This window comes from Paenibacillus sp. QJM3NY_38 (assembly GCF_056173265.1).
Genome location: NZ_CM149665.1, coordinates 5,887,947 through 5,903,921 on the forward strand (window position 1 = coordinate 5,887,947; position 15,975 = coordinate 5,903,921).

Genomic DNA, 15,975 nt, shown 5'->3' on the forward strand with positions numbered 1-15,975 from the left:
TCCTCCTTTGATTTTAAAGACCCTTCATGATGAGCGGGTATCTCAATAGACCGTCCCTTTCCCGATCTGCTGAGACACCCGCTCATGCCATGCAGGTGTCTAACGCTTATATTGCAATAACTTTGTCATCCGGATAAAAGAAAAACGTAAAATCATTACGCGTTACCGCGAATCATCGCGGTAACCCCGGTACGGGAAAGCTCCTGGATGCCATACGGCTTAAGCAGCTCGATCATGGCATCGATTTTGACGGTATCGCCAACCACCTGAACCATCAGGTTGGCTGTGCCGATATCCACGACGGATGCGCGGAATGTCTCGACAACGCCCATAATTTCCGGTCTGGCCGATGGCTCGGCTTTTACTTTGATCAGGGCGAGTTCCCTGGCTACCATCGGTTTCGAGCTCAGGTTAATGACTTTAATAACATCGATCAGCTTGTAAAGCTGCTTCTCCACCTGCTCCAGCGTCGTTTCATCACCGGTGGTTACGATAACCATCCGGGACAAGCCGGATTCCTCCGACTGCCCCACGGTAATGCTCTCGATGTTAAAGCCCCTGCGTCCGAATAACCCGGATACGCGCTGCAGGACACCCGGCTGGTCGTTCACTAGTACGGCAATGGTATGTTTTGTACTCATCTTACGCATCCCCCATCAGCATTTGATCGATTGTCGACCCTTGCGTCACCATCGGATACACGTTCTCGCCTTTCTCTACAACGAATTCAACGAGGACGGGTCCCGGTGTTTCCATCGCTTCGGCCCAAGCACGCTGTGCTTCTTCTTTCGTGGTAGCACGAAGTCCTTTGACACCGTAGGCTTCAGCCAGCTTGACGAAATCAGGGCTGCCTGCCAGATCGATGTGGCTGTAACGGTTATCGTAAATGAGCTCCTGCCATTGACGTACCATACCGAGCACCTGGTTGTTGATGACAACGATTTTTACCGGAATGTTGTTGATGGCACAGATGGCAAGTTCTTGCGAACACATCTGCATGCCGCCATCCCCGTTGATCGAAATGACCAGGCGATCCGGATGCGCCATCTGGGCACCAATCGCGGACGGGAATCCGAAGCCCATCGTGCCGAGACCGCCGGAGGTGATCCAGGAACGCGGCTGGTTGAACTTGTAATACTGAGCGGCCCACATTTGGTGCTGGCCAACGTCAGTCGTTACAATCGCTTCACCCTTTGTCGTATCGTTCAGCATTTCGATAACCCATTGCGGCTTCAGCACCGTATCTGAATCGACGTAACGGAATGGGTATTCGGCTTTCCATTTGCTGATCTGGTCTCTCCACGCATCTGCTTTCGCTGCGTACGGAACGAGCGGATTCAGCATCTCAAGCACGGTCTTCACGTCTCCGACAATCGGGATATCGGTTGGCACGTTCTTGCCGATCTCAGCCGGGTCGATATCGATATGAACGATTTTCGCATGTGGCGCGAAACCATCGAGCTTGCCTGTAACCCTGTCATCGAATCTTGCCCCGATATTGATCAGCAGGTCCGACTGCTGAATACCATGGTTTGATGTGTAGGTTCCGTGCATACCCGGCATTCCCGTCCACAACTCATGGCCGCTTGGGAAGGCACCCAGACCGAGAAGCGTTGTCGTGATCGGAATCCCGGATTTATTCACGAATTCGTACAGCCCTTCATGAGCTCCGGAGTAAATCACGCCGCCGCCGGCAAGGATCATAGGACGCTCGGCTTCCTCAATCGCGCGGGCTAATTTATCCAGCTGAAGTTTGTTAGGTACCGTCCGAGGATTATATCCTCTCAGTTGAATTCGTTCTTCCGGCTGGAACAGCGTCGTTGCGGCGGATACATCCTTCGGAATATCGATCAGTACCGGACCTTTCCGGCCGGTTGAAGCGATATGGAAGGCTTCGTGAATCACCCTTGGCAGATCCTTTACATCTCTTACCAGATAGCTGTGTTTCGTAATCGGCATCGTGATGCCCGTAATGTCCGCTTCCTGGAAAGCGTCCGTACCGATCAGGGTTGTTGCAACGTTACCGGTTATCACAACGAGTGGAACGGAATCCATATAAGCTGTTGCGATACCGGTCACAAGGTTCGTTGCCCCCGGTCCTGAAGTCGCTATGCACACACCGACTTTGCCGCTTGCGCGAGCGTAACCGTCAGCTGCATGAATGGCGCCTTGTTCATGACGGGTCAAGACGTGATTGAAGTCCTCAAAACCATACATGGCATCGTAGATGTACAGGACCGCTCCGCCCGGATACCCGAAGACGCATTCGACACCTTCGAGCAGAAGACTCCGAAGCAAGATTTCCGATCCGGTAATCACTTCAGGCTTCAACCATTTCTCTCGTAATTGTTCTGTAGACCGCACTTCTGGAGTTTGCGCGCTCATCAGTCATCCTCCTCTCAAATATTGGCACTCTTCCTTCAAGCAACAAAAAAACCTTCCGTCGCCACACCCGGAGTATCTCCGTGTGAGGGACGAAAGGTTTAGCTTCCGTGGTACCACCCATGTTTGCCCTACACTTCGCAGTGTAAAGCCTCAGCAGGTATGAAGAACATAATGAACACAGCTCTTCAATATCTGCAGTCCGTAACGTGGACTAAGACGATTCCCCCTAATAAACGCTGTTACGACTTAATGCGATAAAGTCATAGCGTAGCATCTTTCAGGGAAACAGCTCCGAGGTGAGCTCGTATAAAAGGGGTTTTGGTGGTGGTTTCAGCTGATCCATCCACTCTCTGAGCAAAAGAGCCCTTTAAACTTCGTCCTCATCATTGCCGATTGGATATATTCGTTAAAATGTTTAGAAACATTATATGATTCATTCATTCCAGAAGTCAACACATTTATTTTACTTCCGATGAAAGGTTTTCATTCACAATTGGAACAATCCCCTCGCTCCCTTGATGCAAAACACGCTCTTAAACCCTGCTACATATGATAAATGGAGCTATCCTTAATAGCGGTGAAGGGAGGAAACAACACGATGATCCGCTATCGAAAACCGGAGCAGGATGATCCGATGATTCTACAACTCATTGAGTCCCAACTCGTCCCGCTTTCCCATATGACAAAAAAAGAGTTGGACATCATCCGCAAGGATATTCCCTCTCGATTACGACGCGGCGTGACCCTTGTTGCTTCGCCTCAGGATAACGATAAAATCATTGCCTTTATCCATTTTATGATGCACGGCGAACTGCTGTATATCGATATGCTGGCCGTCACATCCACCGCACAGCGAAGACGGTGGGGTGTCCGATTGATGGAGCATGCCGAACGTTTCGCTGTATCCCGCGGATGCAAACGCGCCAAGGTCATGGTGGATATTGGAAACCAGACCGGCCTTAACTTTTACCGAAAGCTCGGCTACACGGTTACAAGAATCATCGAACCGAGCCGCTGTTATGAGCTAGAGAAGGTTTGGTTCCTCTAATTACCAGAAGAAACCTGGCCCAAAGCCTGGCCCAAACGCGCCATACCCCGGTCCGAATCCGCCGCCGTATCCCCCTGGGTAGCCTCCCGGATATCCACCGAATCCGCCACCATAGCCTCCACCGAACGCATAAGGTGCCGTCCCAATGGCAAGAAGGTCAAACAATGCGAGCGGAAGAATCGCCTTGGTTCTCACCTTTTTCCCCTTGGTTGCCGGTTCTACAAAAAGGCGGTTGCCGGAAACGCGTACCAGCTTGCCTGTCACCATCGTCCCGTCCTTCTTATACGCTACGATCTGTTTGCCCACATATGATTTCACTTTTGCCTTGCTGACAGGCTTGTGCATAAGATCCCTCCTCAGGTAATATACATTCAATTTATTCCGGAAGGAGTTCCCTTGCTTGTTTCATGGCCCTTACGATCGTTAAAGATAGGTAAAAAAGCTCGTCCTGCTCAGCATTCAGCGCTTACGATTCTTATGTATGACGGACAGGAGTGGAAAATTTAAAAAAACCGCCGTAATATTACGGCGGTTTCTTCATACACGTATAATTAAGCGTTCACTTTTTCTTTAGCTACAGTAGCCAAAGAATTGAACGCGTTCAGATCATTAACAGCCAGATCAGCCAGCATTTTACGGTTAATGTCCACGCCAGCAAGCTTCAGACCATGCATCAATTTGCTGTAAGACAGACCGTTTTGACGAGCAGCCGCGTTGATACGAACGATCCACAATTTACGGAAATTACGTTTCGTTGTACGACGATCCCGGTATGCATAAACGAGGGATTTCATTACCTGCTCGTTCGCTGTTTTAAAAATGCGGTGTTTGGAACCGAAATAACCTTTCGCAAGCTTCAATACTTTTTTATGTCGACGACGAACGACAAATCCGCCTTTAACTCGTGCCATATCAAAAGACCTCCCAATAATTGTTGTTTACTATTTCAAGTTAGCCAGACCTTGCTTCAAACGTTTAACATCTCCAGGCGCCATAACTGGGCTATTGGACAATACGCGCTTCGCACGCTTGGATTTGTGGGAAAGCAAATGGTTTTTGTAAGCTTTATAACGTTTAACTTTACCAGTACCAGTAATCTTGAAGCGGCCTTTCAGGCTGCTATGTGTTTTCATTTTAGGCATTGTAGTACTTCCTCCTCTAATTTCTCTTAGGCTTTTGGAGCCAAGATCATAATCATGCTGCGGCCTTCCAATTTCGGTTGACGTTCAATGACGCAGAGATCCGCCACTTCCACCTTCACGCGCTCCAAAATCTTCTGACCAATGTTAGCATGGGTGATTTCACGACCACGGAAACGCACGGAGCATTTCACTTTATCGCCGTCTTTCAAAAACTTAACGACATTGCGAAGCTTGGTTTGATAATCATGCTCCTCAATGTTGGCTCGGAACCATACTTCTTTGATATCCACAATTTTCTGGTTCTTACGTGCTTCCTTCTCTTTCTTCTGCTGCTCATAGCGGAATTTACCGTAGTCCATGATGCGGCATACCGGCGGTTTCGCCTGAGGGGCCACGTTCACCAGATCCAGATTGAGATCAATTGCCATTTGCAGTGCTTCACGAATCGGCTTGATCCCGATTTGCTCACCTTCGGCACCAACCAAACGTACTTCCTTGGCCCGAATCTCGTCATTGATCATATGTTCCTTACTGATAGTCCTCCACCTCCAAATTACTTGTTGTTCCTGTTTGCAAAAAAAATAAAGGGATGACGGGTTAATCACCGACATCCCTATTTGATACTCATCTCACAAATGAAGTTAAATCCATTCATTGATTTCGTGATCAAACCAGCCAACACATGTCGGTCAGGTGAGAAGCGGCGCTTCTGCTTGCAATCAGATATTCTGTTTAACAGACTACGATAGTATAACAGGTCATCCTATCTTCTGTCAACACAGATGGAATATAAATATTGGATTAGCCTTGTTTGCTTTGAACTTCTTCAAGGCGTACAACCCGGGTATGCTCCGTATGACTCCACTGCTTGTTGTTCTGCGTGAAGAACGCATATACCGTGATAGGGTACCACGACAGCAGGTAAATCGGAAACAGCACCAGATACAAATACACCTTCTTGTATTTCACCTTCTCCAAAACCATCGCGATCATGAACGTGAACACATTCGCCGCGATCGCTGTAAAACTAAGCCAGAGCGGTAAATAACCGTACAGGTTCGCGATATTCGGACCATCGAAGAATGAGCTGTCAACCCAGATGATGGCCGTCAACAAGAAAGTCAGCAGTACGATGTAAACGTTGACTCCGTACAATGCCAAGTCCAGCTTCACGAGGCTGCGTTCTTTAATGGCACGCCACAGCAGCGGGAAGAAATAACGGCGGGCAACCGTAAAGTGACCCTGCATCCAGCGCAGACGTTGTCTGGCGGAAGCTTTAAACGTAAGCGGCTTTTCGTCAAATACCTTCGCGTCATAGTTGAACTTCGGATACACGCCGCGCATAACGCTGCGCATCGTGAACTCCAAGTCCTCAACCAGACTGGTTGCGCCCCAGCCGATCTCCTTCAAGAGATTGGTCTCAAAGCACATTCCTGTACCGCCGAGGAAGTTCGCCATGTTGAGATTGCTGCGGGAAAGCTGCCACAAGCGGTTGATATACCAGTAAGACACCCCGTAAGAGGCAGTGATCCAGGAATCCTCAGGATTCTTGGTATCGATATATCCCTGGATAACTCTTGCTCCAGAGCAGAGATCATTGTTCATTTCGTTCAAGAAATTCGGAGCGGCCAGATTATCCGCGTCAAACATGACAACCGCATCATACTGGCGCGGCATTGCCCAGAGCTCTTTCAGCATCCACTCGATGGCATAACCTTTGCCCCGCAGATTCTGATTCGTACGCACGCATGCGTTCATCCCGTGGGCACGGACGATCTCTGCAGTACGATCTGTACAATTGTCGCAGATGACAAATACGTCGTACAGATGTTTCGGATAATCAAGCTGTTTCAGGTTCTCCATTAATGCACCGACAACCTGTTCTTCGTTGTGCGCAGCAACTAACACTGCAAATGATTTATTGGGTTCAAACTGTTGTTTCTTTTTTCTTTTGACCAGACCAAACAAAGAGAATACGAACTGGTACACACCCACCGCGGCCAAGAATAGTTGGAGCGCGATAAAGATGGCGTCTGTCATGATTCTCCGTTACCCCCTTTTTATAACCCGAGAATGTTTGTTATTTTTTTCTCTCTAAGTTTTTCGCTTTTTTTTGTTGTTGCTATGACCCTGTGACTTGTGTCTGTCCTTCTAGTAGCCTCGGTGCCGCGGGGCAACTTCGCACGTCATACACGATTTTCCACACTTTTTAATCTTTTGTCAAAACCGTGGAATGCTCTAATTTACGGAAAAACTTCGTAAAAGAGCTCAGCTTGCAATGTCGTTTGCCAGCAGGCTTCGTTTCAAACGGCTTTAGTTCTTATTTTCATCCGTTTCCTTGCTTTTTATTTCTCTTGGCCGCCTATTTTTTCTTTTTCGACTTGTCCGCCAATAAATAAACGCAACAGACACCCAAAAAGTTTTCGTTTTTCAATGCTCTTTCTCTAATAAACTTTTTGATGTCCGTTTGAATCATTGTAGCGGCATCTCATACTCAAGTCAAAAGACCACGGACCCTGATTTTCTACAAAATGCGCGCAGCTGACTAACTCCTTAAGTAGCAAGGCGCCAGCGAGAAGCTTGCCGAATAAAGTTTCCGTTTCCGGGACCAAAGTCCCTGAAACACAAGTGGAGAATGGTTGATTTCTTTTCCCAAAGTCGATATGTTAAAGTTAAAGAATAACGCTGCAGAACGGGTGAAAAGTAGTGGCTAAAAAAAGAGTCTTGCTGTTATCTGAAGGGTTCGGTGCAGGCCATACACAGGCTGCTCATGCACTCTCCAGCAGCCTGCGCCAGTTATCGCCTAGCGTTCAGACCAAAGTTCTCGAGCTCGGGAGCTTCTTGAACCCTAAAATCGCTCCACTAATCATTTCGGCCTACAGAAAGACGATTACAACTCGCCCGAGATTGGTCGGGTACATGTATCGCCATCAAAAGTCCTTTAACCGCTTTACGGCTTTAGCACTTCACCGAATGTTCTATACAAGCACCAAAAACGTGGTTAGACAGCTCAAACCCGACATCATTGTGTGTACCCATTTTATACCAAGCGCGGTCATCTCGCGTTTGAAACGACTGGGCATCGATGTGCCTCTGTGTACCGTTATTACCGATTATGATGCTCACGATACATGGATCAGTCCAGAGGTTGACCGATATTTCGTGTCCACGCCGGAGGTGAGGCGAAAGCTGCTCAATCGCGGGGTGTCCCAAGCTAAAATTCAGGTTACCGGCATTCCGATCCATCCCGACTTCTGGACGCATCCGAGCAAAAAGGAAATCAGGGAACGATTTAAACTGTCCGATATGCCTACCGTGCTTGTAATGGGCGGAGGCTGGGGCATTATGAACGACGAAGTGGTGCATGAATTTCTGACCCGATGGCGCGACGAAGTCCAGATCATATTTTGCCTCGGCAATAACGACAAGGGACGCGAGGAGATGGAGAACAACCCCCGGTTCCAGCATCCGAACATCCGGATTTTGGGCTTTACGCGCGAGATCGACAAGCTGATGGAGGTGTCGGATCTGCTCGTTACGAAGCCTGGCGGGATGACATGCACCGAAGGCTTGGCCAAAGGAATCCCGATGCTGTTTCATCAGCCTCTTCCGGGGCAGGAAGAAGAGAACTGCCAATACTTCACCGCGCAAGGATTGGGCGAGCCTATCCACTCGCTGGAGGTTATTGGCAACTGGATGAATAAACTGCTTCATCAATACGATATGATTCAACAGCAACGGGCGCAAAATTTGCGAGACATCGAGCGATTCCATCCGATGCAAAGCGCACGCAGCATCATCGACATGCTCGAAAACGAAAAGGTGTACTCCTAAAGAGGGAGCACACCTTTTTTTGCGCGGTTTTCCGCAAACACGTTATCGAATTGATAGTTTTCCTACTATTATAATAGATGCAAGCGCTATCATTGAAGGAACTCTACCATATAGACGTTATTTACCGTATTTTTCAAGACGATTCTTATGGTAGGAAGCAAGTGCTTCCTTGCCAACGATGGCCTCGCAGCGATGTATCTGCATACCTTGACCGACAAATTTCGTCTCGTATTCGGTCATCACGTGTTCTTCGTTCAGTCCGTCCCGATGCAGATCCAGCGAAATATTCGTCATTTGCAAACCATAATCGGCAAATGCATTCAGAGAGAATTCAAAAAGCGTAACCGAATCGGTCTTGAAATGAATCTCCCCACGCTCGTTCAGGATTTGGGAATACTTGTCCAAAAAACGCGGATGCGTCAAACGACGGCGGGCATGCTTGGATTTTGGCCACGGATCGCTGAAGTTTAAATATAAACGTTCGATCTCGCCGGGTTCAAAAACCTGCTCGACGTTCTCGATATTAAACAGTGCCAGCTTCAAATTCGGCGGGGTATCGACACCATCCTGAGCCCAGACATTGCGTCCCTTTTCGCTTGCGCGGCGAATCAGCTCGTCGTACATGTCCACCCCGATAAAATTCACATTCTGATGTTTGTAACTCATCTGGCTTATAAATTGACCTTTGCCCATGCCGAATTCGACATGGATCGGGAGGTCATTGCCAAATAATGAAGCCCATTTCCCTCTATATTGACCGGGGTCCAAAACGACCAGGTCTTCCTGCTGCTCCAGATTTTCCCGTATACCTTTTCTTCCGCGTAAACGCATGTCATACCTCCGAAACTTTCCAAGTAAATTTAGAATGATAACCCGATACTGCATTTATTGTGACGAAGTTAATCCCAAAAGTAAAGGCCCCATAGAAAAAGGAACCTATACTCTGCTTAACGCAAAGGCTTTAGGTTCCTCTTTCTTATATTTGGAATTGGGGTTCCGCGATGGTTAAACTGTGAATAGTCTACCTTTCATTCGACGTAAAATCAAACGTCTTCTCAAAGGCGGCCCGAATCTTGCGGCGTGCCGAAGCCTTCACGTCCTGGTTGGAGTTAAACTCCACGCCGGTAAGGGCTAAAGCTTCGTTCGGGGTAAGCTCCACAGCGATTTTGTCTCTACTGTCATTCTTTACTGTCGATGAATTCATTCGTAATCACCTCACGGTATTATTGTATCCATGACGTCACACAAATATGAATCCTATCCGATATATACCCATGCCAAAATTGCTTGAATCATATTTTTATTTTTCTACTTTAAATATACCAATTATATGCAATTCATTCAAGTAACAACATCTTAATTAGGCTTGAAGACCTGTATATAACGCAAAGTTTTATTTTTTGTTACAATGGACATATCTGCTTAAGTATAAGTTAAGTAAAACATGTATACTTTGAGGCACGGCTATACCTGTCTCTATTCATCTTATGCGGCTATAAAGGAGCACACATGAGTACATCACTTAGACCCGCCCCAACATTATGGGGCGACAAACGATTTCATACATGGAATTACGAGATGCGCAGCCAATTCCAGGAAAAAGTATTCAAGGTTATGCTGGATGCGGGCTTTACGTGCCCGAACCGCGACGGCACGATTGCCAAGGGCGGGTGCACCTTCTGCAGCGCCCGCGGCTCCGGTGATTTTGCCGGACGACGGCGGGACGATCTTGTTACCCAGTTCAACACCATCCGGGACCGGCAGCACCAGAAGTGGCCGAGCGCCAAATACATCGGTTATTTCCAAGCCTATACCAACACTTATGCTCCAGTAGAGGAGCTTCGGGAGTTCTATGAAGTCATTCTGCAGCAGCCGGGCGTTGTCGGTTTATCGATCGCTACACGCCCGGATTGCTTGCCTGACGACGTCGTGGAATACCTGGCCGAGCTGAATGAGCGAACCTATCTCTGGGTGGAAATGGGCCTGCAAACGATCCATGATTCCACCTCCGAGCTGATCAACCGGGCCCATGATACCGAATGTTATCTGGAAGCGGTCGAAAAGCTGCGCAAGCATAACATCCGTGTCTGCACACACATCATTTATGGTCTTCCGCAAGAGGACCATGAGATGATGCTCGCCACCGGCCGCGCGGTCTCCAAGATGGATGTGCAGGGAATCAAGATCCATCTGCTGCACCTTATGCGCAAGACGCCGATGGTGAAGCAATATGAGGCGGGGCTGCTGCGGTTCCTGGAACAGGACGAATATATCAGCCTTATCGTAGATAGCCTGGAATTTTTACCTCCCGAAATGATCGTCCACCGTCTGACGGGAGACGCTCCACGGGATCTCTTGATCGGGCCGACGTGGAGTCTCAAGAAGTGGGAAGTGCTTAACGGCATTGACGCCGAGCTCAAGCGCCGGGATACATGGCAGGGTAAATTGTGGGGGGGATCCTGATGGGCTTCCTCTCGGTTTTGAGTTTTGCTCACAAGCTGGTGTCCGAAAGGCTGCGGCCTGGAGACATTGCGCTGGATGCGACGGCGGGAACCGGGGCCGATACGCTGTATCTAGCCAAATGCACAGGATCAAAGGGCAAGGTGTACGCTTTTGATATTCAGGAACAGGCGCTGCAGCTGACTCGTGATCGGCTGGACAAGGAACCGCCCGGCACCCTTGCGGAGGTTACCCTTCACCATCAGAGCCATGCCCATATGGGAGAATGCGTACCTGAGTGCGAGCATGGCCGTATGGGTGCGATCATGTTCAATCTCGGTTACCTTCCGGCAGATTCATCAGATAAACGGATCATGACGGAAACCGCCAGCACACTCACGGCTCTGGAAGCAGCCATCGAGCTGCTCCGTCCCGGCGGCATTATCACCATCGTGCTGTACCCGGGCCATAAAGGCGGCGATGCCGAAGCGGACGCCGTGCAGGCCTGGGCGGCGGAATTGCCCCAGCACAAAGTGCAAACGATATTGTATCGTGGTCTTCAGCGTTCCGAAGCGCCATATCTCATTGCACTGGAACGGAAGAAGCCGATATGATATAAGTTCTAGGAGAGGTCCCGCACTTACATCCATAGAATATTCCAAACATGATGAAAGGTAGATGATTACTATGACAAAACCATATCCATTATTGTTCCAACCCGAATTTAAAGAGCGTGTGTGGGGTGGCCGTGCCCTGGAGCAATTCGGCCTGGATATTCCTGAAGGACATATCGGAGAAGGCTGGATGATCGCCGACCACCCGAACGGCACGACCAGCATTGTGAACGGTGAACTTGCCGGTCGCGGCCTGGATCAGGTTCGGGAGCAATTTGGACGGGAGTGGTTTGGCAGCAAAGGATTCTCCGAGGTTAACGGACGTTTCCCCCTGCTGATCAAGCTGCTTGACTGCAATGACAACCTCTCCGTTCAGGTGCATCCGACCGATGACTATGAGGGGCTTCCGAAAGGCGAGCTGGGCAAGACAGAAATGTGGTATGTGCTGGATGCGAAGCCGGACGCCAAAATCATATACGGTCTGAAGGAAGGCGTTAGCCGCGAGACGTTGAAAGAGGCCATGGAAAACGGCACGGTTATGGACCAGCTGCAAGAAGTGTCCGTAAAAGCCGGAGACACGTTCTACATACCTGCCGGTACGGTGCACGCCCTATGTGCTGGCGTTGTAGTGGCGGAAATTCAGCAAAATTCGGATACAACCTACCGGATTTTCGATTATAATCGACCAGGCCTTGACGGTAAGCCGCGCGAGCTTCATATCGAGGACTCCTTGAATGTGACGGCCTATGAAGGATCCGGCGCGACCACGATGAGCACGGAAGGAACCGCGCCTGGAGAATGGCTTGAGCTTGCCAAATCTCCCTATTTTGTTGTCGAGAAAGGCGTTGTTAACGGTGCCTGGTCCTTGTCCACTTCCGCGGAAAGCTTCACGATCGTCGTGGTATGCGATGGTCAAGGAACCCTCAGCTGGGATAACGGCTCCATTGAGTATACGTCCGGACAATGCTTCCTGCTGCCAGCTAACCTGGGTGCATATACGCTGGACGGGCAATCTACGGTTCTTCGTTCATATCTTCCATAAACAGGGTATAAAGTATTGAAATAAACCATTCGTTTTTGTGGAGGTGTTAGGCCTGAAATGCAAACCGACACGTTTACGATGCTGAATACGCAGGGCATGCATGTTTTTGTATATCAATGGCTGCCGGAGCCGGACCAACCCGTTCGTGCCATCGTGCAAATTGCGCATGGCATGTGCGAAACCGGCATACGATACGAGGAGCTTGCCGAGTTGCTTACAGCACACGGTTACGCTGTGTACTGCAACGACCATCGGGGTCATGGACAAACGTCCGGCCTTACACTTCTCGGCGATGCCGGGGAAGACGGATTCGAAGGGATGATTGAAGACCTGCTGCTTCTTGCTTCCGAGCTTAAAAAGCGCCATGCTAGTGTTCCACATTACTTGATGGGTCACAGCATGGGGTCTTTTTTGACCCAAAAGATCATGTGTTCGAACGGCGAATTATTCGACGGATTCATTCTGTCCGGCACCAATGGTCCACAGGGACTGCTGGCGTTCGGTTTGAATCTGGCAGCGGCACAAATGCGCCTTCAAGGAAACACGCACCGGAGTCTGATGCTGAACGCCATCGTGTTCGGCCCTTACAACAAAGGTTTCGGCCCTATTCGCACTCCATTCGATTGGTTATCCCGGGATGAAACGGAAGTGGATAAGTATATCAACGACCCCTACTGCGGTCAGGTATGCAGCGCTCGTTTCTTCCGTGATTTCTTCAAGCTGCTATCCCAGATCCATAAACCTCAATTGATGGAATGCCTTCTTAAGGATAAGCCGGTCTACATTTTCTCGGGCGAGGATGATCCGGTCGGACACCGCGGTAAAGGCGTACGGCGGTTGATCGAAATGTACCGGAAACATGGCATCCAGGATCTTGAATACCGTTTGTATCCCGGCGGCCGCCACGAAATGCTGCATGAAATCAACCGGGATGAAGTAGCGGCACATGTTCTCGACTGGCTAGAACGGCACACCTCGGAATCGCATGGGACTAGAGACGCCACGAGAATCGAAACGCGTATGTAAAAGAATGATGCAGGACGAATTAATAAGGGGGTGTCCCAAAAGGTTAATGGACCTTTTGGGACACCCCCTTATCTGTTGTGACGCTGTGCATATCCATCCTTAACATAAAATTCCTTAGTAAATGTAAACCCTTTTTAATTCGACAAGCTATTCGTCAAGTAAGTAAACCTACTTAACAGAAAGCCCAGCCCCTTACTCTTCCTCGTTCGGCGTGCGATCGATGATCAGCTGCGTGACCTCGGTGTACTCGCCATGCTCTACTTCATCCTCCGTAGCCTCTTCGCGCAGATCATCATTGGTTTCCATACCCGGCGCAATGGTGGGCTCATCCTGCGGATGCTGTTCCCGCCCCATCTGTTTCCCGTTCATAAACATCCCCTCCTCATCGGTTGATGCGATTAGAATACCGATCCTCAGGGTGTTTTATTCCGGGACGCCCAGGTTACAGTCCATTAATGATACGAAAGGGGGCGTGATCACAGCTTCAATCCAATCAGTCCCTATGAGTCCCTACCGATCCATGATCCTTAGAAGAAAGTTATCTCGCCAAAACGGCAAGTCGCTCACATCAAGTTCCGGTAAGGAGTTGTCCTTCGCTAACTCTACTTTGCCTGCTTCGCTAACTCCACAGGCATCGTGTAGTACTGCGGCTGTCCTGTTTCGTTCTGCTGATACAACACCAACAGCATCGTTGCATGGTCCGAGCTGTCCGGGAGTCCAGTGCCACCCTGGATGGCATCGCTGAGGTTAAATGGCAGCACCTCGATCATCGCATGTTTCTGCAGATCGCGCTCCGTGATCCCCAGATCGGCAAAACCGTCGGACAGGGCCGCAGGCTCCTCTACGATTTTGCGGACATTGGCGGTCCATTGCGCTTTATCCTGGGTATGATCCCACCATATTTTCCGAGGCTTATACTTATGGCCCAGGAAATAATCGAACTTCATGAGACCGGAGACAACGTCCATATGCGGGGTCTTCCGATCTTCAAGGAAAGCCGTTAAACGCGTAAACAGGTCCTCGAGCTGATGGCCGATTTTTTGCCAGCCCTGTCCTTCCCAGTAGTCTCCAAACTCTTGGAAGAAATCAAACGGCGACGTAAACTCATGCTTCATCAAATAATTCAGGGTGTGATCCATCCGGTGCGCATTCCAATACTTCTCCAGCACATCCTCCAGTCTCTTCAATCGGACGATATCCGAGAAGGGAAGCACGTCGCTGCCGAGGATCTCATACGGAGCATGATCCATGTAGGTGTAATTATACTTGTCCGCATCGATCCGCAGCCCGGTTCCGCGGAGCATCTTCAGGAAGCCTAACTGCAACTCTTCCGGTCCAAGTGCAAATACGTCGTTAAACGTTTTGCGGAATGTATCGTAATCCTCTTCCGGAAGACCTGCGATCAAATCCAAATGCTGATCGATTTTGCGGCTGTCCTTGATCATGTTCACCGTGCGCGACAGCTTGGTGAAATTCTGGCGACGCTTCACCAGCTCGTTTGTCGGATCGTTGGTCGACTGCACCCCGATTTCAAACCGGAAAATGCCGGGAGGCGCATTTTTCGCCAAATAATCCAGCACCTCGGGACGCATAATATCCGCCGTGATCTCAAACTGGAATACGCAGCCGCCATGGTTCTCAATCAGAAACTCGAACATTTCAAGCGCGTAATCCCTCTTAATGTTAAAGGTGCGGTCTACGAACTTGATCAATTTCGCTCCGTTCTCGATTAGGTAGAGAATATCCGCCTTAGTCCGTTCAATGTCGTAGTAGCGAACCCCCACCTCAATGCTCGACAGGCAGAACTGGCAGCTGAAGGGACAGCCCCGGCTGGTCTCAAAATAGACAACCCGCTTCCCGAGATGCGGGATATCCTCCGGAAAACGATGCGGGGAAGGCAGCTCCGCCAGAATGCTCTTCGGTCTTCCGGGATTCACAATGACTTCGTCCTGTTTGCGGTAAGCCACGCCATAAACGAAATGATACTTCCGGTCCCCTTCAATCGTTTGCAGCAAATGGTGGAAGGTCTCCTCGCCTTCACCCATGACGATAAAGTCGACATTGTGCAGCCGTTTCATCCAATACTCCGTATCGTAGGATACTTCAGGTCCGCCCAATATGATCGTGACCTCCGGCATAATCTTCTTCACGATATCGATCACTTTAATCGTTTCTTCAATATTCCATATATAACAGGAGAATCCGATCACATCCGGCTTGCGCTGGAACAGGTCGGAGACGATATTCATCACAGGGTCCTTGATCGTGTACTCCGTCAGTTCGATATCGAAATCCTTCTCGCTGTATGCCTTCAGGCAGCGAATGGCCAAGGAGGTATGAATGTACTTGGCATTCAAGGTTGATAGTATGACTTTCATGATAGGGTCCACTTTCTTTCTACATAATGTAAATTTATTAACCGAACGGTTTATTCTGAGTGATGGA

The 15,975-nt window shown here is 49.3% G+C and carries 17 protein-coding genes; 6 read left to right on the plus strand and 11 right to left on the minus strand.

The features are described from left to right. Window positions 1-155: 155 nt before the first annotated feature. Both ilvN and ilvB read right to left on the minus strand, forming a co-directional pair. Entirely contained in the window at window positions 156-641 is a 486-nt protein-coding gene (ilvN, locus tag AC0VZ8_RS27145; RefSeq protein WP_071222673.1) for an acetolactate synthase small subunit, read from the minus strand. Between the two features lies 1 nt (window position 642). Then, window positions 643-2,385 (minus strand): biosynthetic-type acetolactate synthase large subunit, encoded by a 1,743-nt coding sequence (ilvB, locus tag AC0VZ8_RS27150; protein ID WP_475485033.1) that lies wholly within the window; start codon window positions 2,383-2,385, stop codon window positions 643-645. Window positions 2,386-2,983: 598 nt separating this feature from the next. Between ilvB and AC0VZ8_RS27155 the strand changes: the two genes are divergently transcribed. Continuing rightward, window positions 2,984-3,433 carry a GNAT family N-acetyltransferase gene (locus AC0VZ8_RS27155; RefSeq protein ID WP_475485034.1) on the plus strand — a complete coding sequence of 150 codons (450 nt, stop codon included), beginning with the start codon at window positions 2,984-2,986 and terminating at the stop codon, window positions 3,431-3,433. Here AC0VZ8_RS27155 and AC0VZ8_RS27160 read toward each other — a convergent pair whose 3' ends face one another. The 5 genes from AC0VZ8_RS27160 to AC0VZ8_RS27180 all read right to left on the minus strand — a co-directional run bounded on the left by AC0VZ8_RS27160 (window position 3,434) and on the right by AC0VZ8_RS27180 (window position 6,615). Continuing rightward, the gene (locus AC0VZ8_RS27160) at window positions 3,434-3,778 is read right to left on the minus strand and encodes a hypothetical protein (RefSeq protein WP_475485035.1); all 345 of its coding nucleotides are present in this window, start codon (window positions 3,776-3,778) and stop codon (window positions 3,434-3,436) included. 206 nt (window positions 3,779-3,984) lie between these two features. Continuing rightward, window positions 3,985-4,344 (minus strand): 50S ribosomal protein L20, encoded by a 360-nt coding sequence (rplT, locus tag AC0VZ8_RS27165; RefSeq protein WP_071222669.1) that lies wholly within the window; start codon window positions 4,342-4,344, stop codon window positions 3,985-3,987. A 30-nt stretch (window positions 4,345-4,374) separates the two neighbouring features. After that, window positions 4,375-4,575 carry a 50S ribosomal protein L35 gene (rpmI, locus tag AC0VZ8_RS27170; protein WP_007127239.1) on the minus strand — a complete coding sequence of 67 codons (201 nt, stop codon included), beginning with the start codon at window positions 4,573-4,575 and terminating at the stop codon, window positions 4,375-4,377. A gap of 26 nt (window positions 4,576-4,601) precedes the next feature. Next, complete coding sequence (gene infC, locus AC0VZ8_RS27175) at window positions 4,602-5,096, minus strand: translation initiation factor IF-3 (RefSeq protein ID WP_071222668.1); 495 nt, start codon at window positions 5,094-5,096, stop codon at window positions 4,602-4,604. 280 nt (window positions 5,097-5,376) lie between these two features. Beyond that, window positions 5,377-6,615: a glycosyltransferase family 2 protein gene (locus AC0VZ8_RS27180; RefSeq protein ID WP_475485036.1), complete on the minus strand. Its 1,239-nt coding sequence runs from the start codon at window positions 6,613-6,615 to the stop codon at window positions 5,377-5,379. Window positions 6,616-7,281: 666 nt separating this feature from the next. Here AC0VZ8_RS27180 and AC0VZ8_RS27185 point away from each other — a divergent pair. Next, window positions 7,282-8,409 (plus strand): MGDG synthase family glycosyltransferase, encoded by a 1,128-nt coding sequence (locus AC0VZ8_RS27185; protein ID WP_475485037.1) that lies wholly within the window; start codon window positions 7,282-7,284, stop codon window positions 8,407-8,409. A gap of 117 nt (window positions 8,410-8,526) precedes the next feature. On the opposite strand, the gene trmB is transcribed toward AC0VZ8_RS27185, so the two are convergent. Together trmB and AC0VZ8_RS27195 are read right to left on the minus strand one after the other, a co-directional pair. Then, on the minus strand, window positions 8,527-9,240 hold the full coding sequence (gene trmB / locus AC0VZ8_RS27190; RefSeq protein WP_194544340.1) for a tRNA (guanosine(46)-N7)-methyltransferase TrmB: 714 nt from the start codon (window positions 9,238-9,240) through the stop codon (window positions 8,527-8,529). Window positions 9,241-9,430: 190 nt separating this feature from the next. Further along, on the minus strand, window positions 9,431-9,613 hold the full coding sequence (locus AC0VZ8_RS27195; protein WP_427494871.1) for a hypothetical protein: 183 nt from the start codon (window positions 9,611-9,613) through the stop codon (window positions 9,431-9,433). 305 nt (window positions 9,614-9,918) lie between these two features. Between AC0VZ8_RS27195 and mnmL the strand changes: the two genes are divergently transcribed. The 4 genes from mnmL to AC0VZ8_RS27215 all read left to right on the plus strand — a co-directional run bounded on the left by mnmL (window position 9,919) and on the right by AC0VZ8_RS27215 (window position 13,530). Continuing rightward, the gene (gene mnmL / locus AC0VZ8_RS27200) at window positions 9,919-10,872 is read left to right on the plus strand and encodes a tRNA modification radical SAM protein MnmL/YtqA (RefSeq protein WP_475485038.1); all 954 of its coding nucleotides are present in this window, start codon (window positions 9,919-9,921) and stop codon (window positions 10,870-10,872) included. Then, window positions 10,872-11,462: a tRNA 5-(aminomethyl)-2-thiouridylate-methyltransferase MnmM gene (mnmM, locus tag AC0VZ8_RS27205; RefSeq protein ID WP_475485039.1), complete on the plus strand. Its 591-nt coding sequence runs from the start codon at window positions 10,872-10,874 to the stop codon at window positions 11,460-11,462. The genes mnmL and mnmM overlap by 1 nt, the downstream gene beginning before the upstream one ends. A gap of 73 nt (window positions 11,463-11,535) precedes the next feature. After that, entirely contained in the window at window positions 11,536-12,504 is a 969-nt protein-coding gene (locus AC0VZ8_RS27210; protein ID WP_194544342.1) for a type I phosphomannose isomerase catalytic subunit, read from the plus strand. A gap of 57 nt (window positions 12,505-12,561) precedes the next feature. Beyond that, entirely contained in the window at window positions 12,562-13,530 is a 969-nt protein-coding gene (locus tag AC0VZ8_RS27215) for a lysophospholipase (protein ID WP_475485040.1), read from the plus strand. 192 nt (window positions 13,531-13,722) lie between these two features. On the opposite strand, the gene AC0VZ8_RS27220 is transcribed toward AC0VZ8_RS27215, so the two are convergent. After that, window positions 13,723-13,899, minus strand: a complete 177-nt coding sequence (locus tag AC0VZ8_RS27220) for a hypothetical protein (RefSeq protein WP_475485041.1) — start codon at window positions 13,897-13,899, stop codon at window positions 13,723-13,725. A 233-nt stretch (window positions 13,900-14,132) separates the two neighbouring features. Further along, window positions 14,133-15,908 carry a B12-binding domain-containing radical SAM protein gene (locus AC0VZ8_RS27225; RefSeq protein WP_475485042.1) on the minus strand — a complete coding sequence of 592 codons (1,776 nt, stop codon included), beginning with the start codon at window positions 15,906-15,908 and terminating at the stop codon, window positions 14,133-14,135. Window positions 15,909-15,975 lie beyond the last annotated feature (67 nt).

What these genes read in the sequence shown, in the direction of transcription:
- AC0VZ8_RS27220 (WP_475485041.1), bottom strand. Translation starts at nt 13,899, where the DNA reads ATGAACGGGAAACAGATGGGGCGGGAACAGCATCCGCAGGATGAGCCC.
- rplT (WP_071222669.1), bottom strand. Translation starts at nt 4,344, where the DNA reads ATGGCACGAGTTAAAGGCGGATTTGTCGTTCGTCGTCGACATAAAAAA.
- ilvN (WP_071222673.1), bottom strand. Translation starts at nt 641, where the DNA reads ATGAGTACAAAACATACCATTGCCGTACTAGTGAACGACCAGCCGGGT.
- AC0VZ8_RS27215 (WP_475485040.1), top strand. Translation starts at nt 12,562, where the DNA reads ATGCAAACCGACACGTTTACGATGCTGAATACGCAGGGCATGCATGTT.
- mnmL (WP_475485038.1), top strand. Translation starts at nt 9,919, where the DNA reads ATGAGTACATCACTTAGACCCGCCCCAACATTATGGGGCGACAAACGA.
- rpmI (WP_007127239.1), bottom strand. Translation starts at nt 4,575, where the DNA reads ATGCCTAAAATGAAAACACATAGCAGCCTGAAAGGCCGCTTCAAGATT.
- AC0VZ8_RS27160 (WP_475485035.1), bottom strand. Translation starts at nt 3,778, where the DNA reads ATGCACAAGCCTGTCAGCAAGGCAAAAGTGAAATCATATGTGGGCAAA.
- trmB (WP_194544340.1), bottom strand. Translation starts at nt 9,240, where the DNA reads ATGCGTTTACGCGGAAGAAAAGGTATACGGGAAAATCTGGAGCAGCAG.
- mnmM (WP_475485039.1), top strand. Translation starts at nt 10,872, where the DNA reads ATGGGCTTCCTCTCGGTTTTGAGTTTTGCTCACAAGCTGGTGTCCGAA.
- AC0VZ8_RS27225 (WP_475485042.1), bottom strand. Translation starts at nt 15,908, where the DNA reads ATGAAAGTCATACTATCAACCTTGAATGCCAAGTACATTCATACCTCC.
- AC0VZ8_RS27210 (WP_194544342.1), top strand. Translation starts at nt 11,536, where the DNA reads ATGACAAAACCATATCCATTATTGTTCCAACCCGAATTTAAAGAGCGT.
- AC0VZ8_RS27155 (WP_475485034.1), top strand. Translation starts at nt 2,984, where the DNA reads ATGATCCGCTATCGAAAACCGGAGCAGGATGATCCGATGATTCTACAA.
- ilvB (WP_475485033.1), bottom strand. Translation starts at nt 2,385, where the DNA reads ATGAGCGCGCAAACTCCAGAAGTGCGGTCTACAGAACAATTACGAGAG.
- infC (WP_071222668.1), bottom strand. Translation starts at nt 5,096, where the DNA reads ATGATCAATGACGAGATTCGGGCCAAGGAAGTACGTTTGGTTGGTGCC.
- AC0VZ8_RS27195 (WP_427494871.1), bottom strand. Translation starts at nt 9,613, where the DNA reads ATGAATTCATCGACAGTAAAGAATGACAGTAGAGACAAAATCGCTGTG.
- AC0VZ8_RS27180 (WP_475485036.1), bottom strand. Translation starts at nt 6,615, where the DNA reads ATGACAGACGCCATCTTTATCGCGCTCCAACTATTCTTGGCCGCGGTG.